Here is an 8,754-nt window from a genome sequence, read left to right on the forward strand (position 1 = left end):
GACGCCTCCGGCGTTGTTGCCGCGTCCTGCAGCCACACCCGTACTGCAGCATTGCCTGCGGCGCAGCGCTCGGCCGCTGCCAGTGGAGCGGGGTGCGCGAAACGGGTTTGCCGCACCCGGCGCCTTTGGCGGCGCCTCCGATCGTGCTTGGGGATGACCCTCATGCGGCCGCTCCTGGTTTGTGCAATTGTCGGAAAGCGAGCAACATCTCGTGACAAACACACTCCAGGAGACCTCCATGCCTAAACAATTGAGGATGGCCCACAAGCTGTGGCTGGCTGTGATTCTGATCGTGGTCATGCTGGTCGCCGTGGTGGGGTTTGCGGCCTACCGCTCTGCAAAAGTGCAAGCCCAGGCCGATGCCGTGAGCAAGGACATGGAGGCGCGGGTGCAGGCTGCCCTGCGCTGGTCGGGGTTGACCGAAACCAATGCAGCGCGCACCCAGGCGCTGATCGTGAGCAACGACCCAGCGGTGGAAGCCGAGTTCAAGGACGTCATTGCGGCCACGTCGGCCCAGATCAGCGAGGTGCAGAAGTCGCTCGAATCCATGGCCTTGTCCGACGCCGACAAGGCACAGATGAACAAGATTGCGGCCGCCCGCAAGACCATGATCGATCTGCGTGGCGAGGCCCGCAAGCTCAAGAGTGACGGTCAGCAAGATCAGGCCGTGACGCTGATCAACCAGAAGTACAACCCCTCCGTGGCGGCCTACCTCGCTGCTCTGCGCGAGTTTGTGGCCCAACTGCAGAAGAACGCCGCAGAGACGCAGGTGGCGATGGCGGCCGAACGCATGCTCACCGTCAAGATCGCCGCGGTGGCCGTGGGCCTGCTGCTGCTGGCCATCATCGTGGGGGCGTATTACCTGATTGGCAGCATCCAGCGGCCCTTGGCCCAGGCCAATGGACTGGCCGAACGCATTGCGGGTGGCGACCTGAGCCTGCAGGAAGCTGTCACGCGCAGCGACGAGTTTGGCGATCTGTTGCGCTCGCTCTATGCCATGAGCAATGCGCTGGGGCGCATGGTGCACCAGGTGCGCCAAAGCACGGACAGCATTGCCATCGCCAGCGCAGAGATCGCGACCGGCAACCAGGACCTGTCGGCCCGCACCGAGCAGACCTCCAGCAACCTGCAGGAGACGGCCGCCGCGATGGAAGAGTTCACCAGCACCATCCAGCAAAGCGCGGGCAGCGCCCAGCAGGCCAGCAGCCTGGCAGCGGGTGCCACCGGCGTGGCGCGCCGGGGCGGCGAGGTGGTGACCCAGGTGGTGGCCACCATGGAGGACATCAACCACAGCAGCAAGAAGATCGCAGACATCATTGGCGTGATCGACGGCATTGCGTTCCAGACCAACATCCTGGCGCTCAATGCGGCGGTGGAGGCCGCGCGTGCCGGCGAGCAAGGGCGCGGCTTTGCCGTGGTGGCCAGCGAGGTGCGCAGCCTGGCCCAGCGCAGTGCCGAGGCAGCCAAGGAGATCAAGCAGCTCATCAGCGCGTCGGTCGAGAAGGTGGAGACCGGCTCGCGCCTGGTGTCCGATGCGGGCACGACCATGACCGACATCGTGCAGTCGGTGCAGCGCGTGACCGACATGATCGGCGAGATCACCGCCGCATCGTCCGAGCAGAGCGCGGGGGTGTCGCAGGTCAACAAGGCGATCAGCAACCTCGACCAGATGACCCAGCAGAACGCCGCCCTGGTGGAAGAAAGCGCTGCGGCAGCACAAAGCCTGCGCGAGCAGGCCGATCACCTGGCGCGCGAGGTATCCATGTTCAAGGTCAACGCCGCCAGCTACGGGCCTGCACAGGCCGCCATTGGGGTCGCGCGCGGCGCGGCCAAGGCGACAACCACCATGCCCGCCACCCGCAACAAGCCCGCAGCGTCCGCCACTGCGGGCGGTGCCCCTGCAGCCCGCATCAGCGCTGCGAGTGCCCCGGCGGCACCGGCGAAATCGCCTTCATCATCGGCAGGCGTGAAGCAAGGTGCCAAGCACGGTGCCACGGCCGGGGCGGAAGAGGACTGGGAATCTTTCTGACACGCTGAGGTGGGTGCCCCCGGCTGCCGCAGGCCTAGGCGGCGGGACCCTGCGCTGCACAGGCAACAAAAAACCCATGGCAGTGATGCCATGGGTTTTTTGCTGGGGCGCGCGGTCTGTCAGGCCAGTTCGGCGATCAGTTCGATCTCCACGCACGCGCCCATGGGGATCTGGGCCACGCCGAAGGCGCTGCGGGCGTGCACGCCCTTCTCGCCAAACACCTGGCCCAGCAGTTCGCTGGCGCCATTGGTCACTAGGTGCTGCTCGGTGAAGTCGCCCGTGGAGTTCACCAGGCTCATGACCTTGACGATGCGTTTGACACGGTTCAGGTCGCCGCCGCAGGCGGCTTGCAGCGTGCCCATCAGGTCGATGGCCACAGCACGCGCAGCCTGCTTGCCTTCTTCGGTGCCGATGTCGCGGCCAAACTGTGCAGCCCAGGGCTTGCCGTCCTTGCGAGCGATGTGGCCGCTCAGAAACACCAGGTTGCCCGTCTGCACATAGGGCACGTAGGCGGCGGCAGGCACCGACACGGGGGGCAGGGTGATGTTGAGTTCTTTCAGCTTGTCGTAAACGCTCATGGTGGTCCTCGTTAGGAAGTGTGGGTGGATAGACGAGAGCGGTCTGGTGCGCAGACCGCCGAGCGCGGTAAGTGTTACACAGCGCCTCGCCCTCGCGCCGACGTGGCAGGCCCTGGCGGCGCATTAGCATCAGCGCATGTCCGCCATAAGCGCCTCTAATGCCGCGCCGCTGTCCGCCACAGACCGGGGCGTGGAGGGGCCATTGCCCCCGCGTCCGTGGCTGCTGCCCGCTGTGTTGCTGGGCGTGGTGGCCGGGGCTGCGCTGCAGCTGCAGCAGCCCATGCTGTGGTCCGCTGCGGCCTATGGGTGGCTGTTGGGGGCTGGTCTGCTGCTGGGCGGTGGTGCGGTGGCCGCCGCGCGGCGGCGCCCAGGGCTTCGCTGGGCTCGCAGTGCCATCGCCATGGCGCCCTGGCTGATGTTGCTGGCGGGGGCGCTGGCCATGGCGGGAGGCACCGGCCTGCGGGCCGTGGCCTACCAGGCGCAGGCATTGCCGGCAGCGTTGGAGGGCAAGGACCTGCGCATCACCGGCGTGGTGGCCGCCATGCCGCAGATCAACGAGGCGGGCACCCGCTGGCGCATGGTGGTGGAGGGGGCGACGCTGCATGGCGCGCCGGTGTCCTTGCCGCCCCTGGTGGATGTGGCCTGGTATGGTGGCGCTTTCGGCGGTGCGGGCGAGGTGCTGGACCTGCAACGCCAGCCCGCACCCGTGCGGGTGGGCGAGCGGTGGCAGATCACCGTGCGCCTGAAGGCGCCCCATGGCCTGCGCAACCCGCATGGCTTTGACTACGAACTGTGGATGTGGGAGCAGGGCCTGCAGGCCACGGGCTACGTGCGCGCGGGCCCCAAGGATGAGCCGCCGGTGCGTGTGGCCGCCACCTGGCAGTACCCGGTGGAGCAGCTGCGCCAGCGTGTGCGGGACGCCATCCTGGAGCGCCTGGTATTCGGGCAGGATGGCTCGGGCAATGATATCGCCGACCCCACCCGCACGCGCACGGCGGGCGTGGTGGCGGCGCTGGTCACCGGCGACCAGCGTGCCATCGACCGTGCAGACTGGGATGTGTTCCGTGCCACCGGGGTGGCCCACCTCATGAGCATTTCGGGTCTCCACATCACGCTGTTCGCCTGGCTGGCGGCGCTGGTGGTGCGGGCGTTGTGGCGGCGCTCGCCCCGGTTGAGCCTGGCGGTGCCAGCGCAGTCCGCCTCGCTGGTGTCGGGTGTGCTGCTGGCCACGGCCTACGCCCTGTTCAGCGGCTGGGGCGTGCCCGCGCAGCGCACCGTGACCATGCTGGCCATCGTGGGGCTGCTGCAGCTGAGCGGGCGCCGCTGGCCCTGGCCCCAGGTGTGGCTGCTGGCCTGCGGGGCCGTGGTGTTGCTGGACCCCTGGGCGCTGGCACAGGCAGGTTTCTGGCTGAGCTTTGTGGCAGTGGGCGTTTTGTTTGCTACTAATCCAATAGCGACAGGGGCAAGTAGCACTAGCGCTACAGGCCATTTTTATGCATTGGCGCGCGAACAGTGGGTGGTCGCGCTGGCGCTCACCCCCCTGGGCTTGCTGCTGTTTGGCCAGGTGTCGCTGGTGGGTTTCGTCGCCAACCTGGTGGCCATCCCCTGGGTGACGCTGGTGGTCACGCCGCTGGCGCTGGGGGGCGTGTTGTGGGCGCCGCTGTGGAGTGCAGCGGCCCTCAGCCTGCAGCCGTTCACCGCGTTGCTGCAGTGGCTGGCGCAGTGGCCCTGGGCCGCTGTGTTTTTGCCTGCCGCGCCGCTGTGGGCGGGTGTGGCGGCGGTGGCAGGGGGCGCGCTCTTGGCCATGCGCCTGCCCTGGCGCCTGCGTTTGCTGGCGTTGCCCCTGCTGCTGCCGGTGTTGTGGTGGCAGCCGGAGCGGCCGGTCGCGGGGCAGTTGGAGCTGCTGGCCGCCGACATCGGCCAGGGCAATGCCGTGCTGGTGCGCACGGCCACGCACACCCTGCTGTATGACGCAGGGCCGCGCTTCAGCCGCGAGAGCGATGCGGGCCAACGCGTGCTGGTGCCGCTGCTGCGGGCGCTGGGGGAGCAGGTGGATGTGCTCATGCTCAGCCACCGCGATGCCGACCACACAGGCGGTGCAGCGGCCGTGCTGGCCCAGCAGCCGGGCGCCGAACTGACCGGCTCCATCGAAGCCGAGCACGCCCTGCAGCGCTTGCGCCCCAGCACGCCCTGCCTGGCAGGCCAGCGCTGGGAGTGGGATGGCGTGGCTTTTGAGGTGCTGCATCCGCTGCCCGGTGACGACGCCCCAGAGGCGGCCAAGGCCCCGCGTCCCAATGCACTCAGCTGCGTGCTGCGCATCACGGCCGCCGGGCCCGAGGGCGGGACGGCCCTGCTGGTGGGCGACATCGAGGCACCGCAGGAGCAAGCCTTGCTGGCGCGCAGCGCGCCCTTGCGGGCCGACCTGTTGCTGGTGCCGCACCACGGCAGCAAGACCTCGTCGTCGGCGGCTTTTCTGGAGGCTGTCCAGCCGCGCACCGCTTTGGTGCAGGCTGGTTATCGCAACCGCTTCGGTCATCCCGCGCCGGATGTGCTGCAGCGCTACCGTGCGCGCCAGATTGCGGTGGTGGAATCGTCGCGCTGCGGGGCCGCCCGCTGGTCCTCGTCGCAGCCTGGGCAGGTGGCCTGCGAACGCGACACGGGCGAGCGCTATTGGCAGCACCGCATGGTGCCACGGGACGACTGATTCGGGGCCGATGGCGCAGCGCCGCCAGGGGTGTTGGGCGGGGGTGGGCTCACAACTTGCTATCCTGATCGCAGGAGGCCCGTTCATGCAGAAATTTGACGAGATGTACGCCATGCTGCCGTTTGATGGCAGCGACGTGCGGGAACACTACAAGCGCTATGCGCAGTGGTTGAGCAAACAGCCCCCTGACGTGATGCAGGCCCGCAGGGCCGAAGCCGAGATGATCTTCCGGCGCGTGGGCATCACCTTCGCCGTCTACGGCGCCAAGGACGAAGGCGGCGCAGGCAACGAGCGGTTGATCCCGTTCGACCTGATCCCCCGCATCATTCCGGCCCACGAGTGGGCCAGCATGCAGCAGGGGCTGGTGCAGCGTGTCACGGCGCTCAACCGTTTCATCCACGACGTCTACCACGGCCAGGACATCATCCGCGCCGGCATCGTGCCCGCCGACCTCATCCTGAACAACGCGCAATACCGCCCCGAGATGGCCGGCGTGCATGTGCCGCAGGACATCTACGCGCACATCGCCGGCATCGACATCGTGCGCGCTCCCGATGCCCAGGGCAATGGTGAGTACTACGTGCTCGAAGACAACCTGCGCGTGCCCAGCGGTGTGAGCTACATGCTCGAAAACCGCAAGATGATGATGCGGTTGTTCCCCGAGCTGTTCAGCCTGCACAAGGTGGCGCCGGTGGCCCACTACCCCGACATGCTGCTCGAAACCCTGCGCGCCAGCGCCCCCGCCACGGCGGATGAGCCCACGGTGGTGGTACTCACGCCCGGCATGCACAACAGTGCGTACTTCGAGCACGCCTTCCTGGCCCAGCAGATGGGTGTGGAGCTGGTGGAGGGCCAGGACCTGGTGGTCAAGGACAAGTTCGTGTACATGCGCACCACACGCGGCCTGCAGCGGGTGGACGTGATCTATCGCCGCGTGGACGATGACTTCCTCGACCCCCAAGTTTTCCGCCGCAATTCCACCCTGGGCTGCTACGGCCTCATGGAGGCTTACCGCGCGGGCAACGTGGGCATCTGCAACGCTGTGGGCACGGGCGTGGCGGACGACAAGTCCGTCTACCCCTATGTGCCGGAGATGATCCGCTTCTACCTGGGCGAGGAGCCCATCCTGAAGAACGTGCCCACCTGGATGTGCCGCAAGCAGGACGACCTGCAGCACGTGCTGGCCAACCTCAAGGACCTGGTGGTGAAGGAGGTGCACGGCGCGGGCGGCTACGGCATGCTCATCGGCCCTGCCGCTACGCAGGCCGAGATCGAGGATTTTCGCCGCGCGCTGCTGGCCAACCCGGCGGGCTACATCGCGCAGCCCACGCTCAGCCTGTCGAGCTGCCCCACGTATGTGGAAAGCGGCATTGCCCCGCGCCACATCGATCTGCGCCCCTTTGTGCTCAGCGGTCGCGAGGTGCAGATGGCCGCCGGCGGCCTCACGCGCGTGGCGCTGCAAGAGGGCTCGCTGGTGGTGAATTCGTCGCAGGGCGGCGGCACCAAGGACACCTGGGTGCTGGGCGAGGGTACGCCTGCAGCGCAACCCAAGGCCGTGCAATCCCAGTCGCAATCGCAGGGACAAGGTCAGTCGCAAAGTCAATCGCAAGGGAGCCTGTGAACATGCTGAGCCGCACCGCCGACCATCTGTTCTGGATGTCCCGCTACACCGAGCGGGCTGAAAACGCCGCCGAAAGCGGGGTTTCGCCACAACTCAGCCAGCGTGCGCAGCACGCGCGGGGTTCTCTGCCCGGGGAGGAAAAATGCTAAGTCGCACTGCCGATCATCTGTTCTGGATGTCCCGATATACAGAGCGGGCAGAGAACACAGCAAGAATGCTCAATGTGAGCTATGAGACCTCCCTGTTGCCCCAGGCTGCCGATGTGGCGCAAAAAGGCTGGGAGGGCCTGCTGTCCATCAGCGAGCTGATCCCTGCCTACACCGCCAAGCATGGTGAAGTGACGCCCGCCAACGTGCTGGAGTTCATGGTGCACGACGGCAACAACCCGTCGTCCATCCTGTCGTGCCTGCGCGCCGCACGCGAGAACGCGCGGGCCGTGCGCGGTGCGCTCACCACCGAGGTGTGGGAGACGCAGAACCAGACCTGGCTGGAACTGCACCGGCAACTGGAAGGCGGCGCGTTCGAGCGCGACCCAGGCCAGTTCTTTGAATGGGTGAAGTACCGCTCGCACCTCTCACGCGGCGTGGTGCTGGGCACCATGCTGCAGGACGAGGCGTTTCACTTCTTGCGCATGGGCACCTTCCTGGAGCGCGCGGACAACACCGCGCGCCTGCTGGATGTGAAGTTCCACGCGGTCAAGAACGACTTTTTTGGCCGCCCCAGTGACCGCAACCAGGAAAGCGACTTCTACCACTGGAGCGCCATCTTGCGCAGCGTGTCGGCGTTCGAGGTGTACCGCAAGGTCTACCGCGACGTGATCACGCCGGGCCGCGTGGCCGACCTGCTGATCCTGAGCCGCGACATGCCGCGCTCGCTGCACGCGTGCCTGCGCGAGGTGGTGGACAACCTGGCCGTGCTGGCCAACGGGCAGTCTGCCGAGACCAGCCGCAGGGCAGGCCGCCTGCTGGCCGACCTGCAGTACGGCCGCATCGACGAAATCCTGGCGACCGGGCTGCACGCGTTCCTCACGCAGTTCCTGGACCGGGTGAACGACCTGGGTGGCGGCATCAGCCGCGATTTTCTGGTGACGTCCGGCGATTGAAAACCAGCAGGGCGGCGCCATGCCAGGCCAGCCCCGCTGCGTAGGGAAGGAGCGGTGCCCAGGGAGAGCCCAGCCAGGCACTTGCCTGGGGGCTGCTGAACCACGCTAACCCGGCGGGCAGGGTTGCACCCCACGGTGCGTGCAGGTGGGCCTGCAGTAGGCCATAGGCGGTAAGCCCCAGACCCACCAGCGTGCCTACCGCGATGCCGTAGGCGACCGGCAGCTTGCGGCGGCCCGCCATGGCCATGAAGGCTGCACTGAAGAACACCCCCAGGAACACGGTGGCCAGCCAGGCCACCGGCCACCAGCCTGCATCACCGGCTCCAGACCGGGCCACCAGCAGCGCGTTGAAACCACCCACGGCGCCCAGCGCCAGCAGCGGTACCAAAAAGTTGCGATACCGCGCGCTCAGCTGTGCCGAATGCGCCGCTTTATTGGGCATTGTTGCGGTATGGCTGCGCGCATCGTTGGTCATTCTTGCGCGTTGCGCCGCTGGTCCCGCAGCATGAAGAGGTAGAGGCTTTCGACCTTCTCGCGCGCCCAGGGGGTCTTGCGCAGGAACTTGAGGCTGGAGCCCACGCTGGGGTCGATCTGGAAGCAGCGGATGGGAATCTGCCGCCCCAGCTCATCCCAGCCAAAGTAGTCGGCCAGGCCCACCACCATGGCTTCGAGTGTCACGCCGTGCAACGGATTGCGCGGCTGGGTGGGCTTGTTGGCCGG

The 8,754-nt window shown here is 67.3% G+C and carries 7 protein-coding genes and 1 pseudogene; 5 read left to right on the plus strand and 3 right to left on the minus strand.

Going from position 1 to position 8,754, the window contains the following annotated elements; genetic code table 11:
- Nucleotides 1-238: 238 nt before the first annotated feature.
- Nucleotides 239-2,029: a methyl-accepting chemotaxis protein gene (locus AC07X4_RS13745; protein ID WP_494740370.1), complete on the plus strand. Its 1,791-nt coding sequence runs from the start codon at nucleotides 239-241 to the stop codon at nucleotides 2,027-2,029.
- A 119-nt stretch (nucleotides 2,030-2,148) separates the two neighbouring features.
- On the opposite strand, the gene AC07X4_RS13750 is transcribed toward AC07X4_RS13745, so the two are convergent.
- The gene (locus tag AC07X4_RS13750) at nucleotides 2,149-2,607 is read right to left on the minus strand and encodes a RidA family protein (protein ID WP_008906002.1); all 459 of its coding nucleotides are present in this window, start codon (nucleotides 2,605-2,607) and stop codon (nucleotides 2,149-2,151) included.
- Nucleotides 2,608-2,743: 136 nt separating this feature from the next.
- Between AC07X4_RS13750 and AC07X4_RS13755 the strand changes: the two genes are divergently transcribed.
- The 4 genes and pseudogenes from AC07X4_RS13755 to AC07X4_RS13770 all read left to right on the plus strand — a co-directional run bounded on the left by AC07X4_RS13755 (nucleotide 2,744) and on the right by AC07X4_RS13770 (nucleotide 8,034).
- The gene (locus AC07X4_RS13755; protein WP_494740371.1) at nucleotides 2,744-5,311 is read left to right on the plus strand and encodes a DNA internalization-related competence protein ComEC/Rec2; all 2,568 of its coding nucleotides are present in this window, start codon (nucleotides 2,744-2,746) and stop codon (nucleotides 5,309-5,311) included.
- Nucleotides 5,312-5,396: 85 nt separating this feature from the next.
- Nucleotides 5,397-6,932: a circularly permuted type 2 ATP-grasp protein gene (locus tag AC07X4_RS13760; protein WP_099729780.1), complete on the plus strand. Its 1,536-nt coding sequence runs from the start codon at nucleotides 5,397-5,399 to the stop codon at nucleotides 6,930-6,932.
- A gap of 2 nt (nucleotides 6,933-6,934) precedes the next feature.
- Nucleotides 6,935-7,048 (plus strand): annotated as a pseudogene (locus tag AC07X4_RS13765) (alpha-E domain-containing protein); the annotation flags it as partial.
- Between the two features lie 26 nt (nucleotides 7,049-7,074).
- A complete protein-coding gene (locus tag AC07X4_RS13770) occupies nucleotides 7,075-8,034 on the plus strand; it encodes an alpha-E domain-containing protein (protein WP_055400923.1) in 960 nt (319 codons plus the stop codon).
- Here AC07X4_RS13770 and AC07X4_RS13775 read toward each other — a convergent pair.
- Entirely contained in the window at nucleotides 8,000-8,476 is a 477-nt protein-coding gene (locus tag AC07X4_RS13775; protein ID WP_494740372.1) for a hypothetical protein, read from the minus strand. The genes AC07X4_RS13770 and AC07X4_RS13775 overlap by 35 nt on opposite strands.
- Before the next feature lie 29 nt (nucleotides 8,477-8,505).
- Nucleotides 8,506-8,754: VF530 family protein (locus tag AC07X4_RS13780; RefSeq protein WP_494740373.1), on the minus strand; the 249-nt coding region annotated here is incomplete at its 5' end.

It is taken from the genome of Acidovorax sp. GW460-11-11-14-LB4 (assembly GCF_059423685.1).

Excerpts from the sequence above, each read along its gene's own strand:
- AC07X4_RS13745 (WP_494740370.1), top strand. The coding sequence starts at position 239 with ATGCCTAAACAATTGAGGATGGCCCACAAGCTGTGGCTGGCTGTGATT.
- AC07X4_RS13750 (WP_008906002.1), bottom strand. The coding sequence starts at position 2,607 with ATGAGCGTTTACGACAAGCTGAAAGAACTCAACATCACCCTGCCCCCC.
- AC07X4_RS13755 (WP_494740371.1), top strand. The coding sequence starts at position 2,744 with ATGTCCGCCATAAGCGCCTCTAATGCCGCGCCGCTGTCCGCCACAGAC.
- AC07X4_RS13760 (WP_099729780.1), top strand. The coding sequence starts at position 5,397 with ATGCAGAAATTTGACGAGATGTACGCCATGCTGCCGTTTGATGGCAGC.
- AC07X4_RS13770 (WP_055400923.1), top strand. The coding sequence starts at position 7,075 with ATGCTAAGTCGCACTGCCGATCATCTGTTCTGGATGTCCCGATATACA.
- AC07X4_RS13775 (WP_494740372.1), bottom strand. The coding sequence starts at position 8,476 with ATGCCCAATAAAGCGGCGCATTCGGCACAGCTGAGCGCGCGGTATCGC.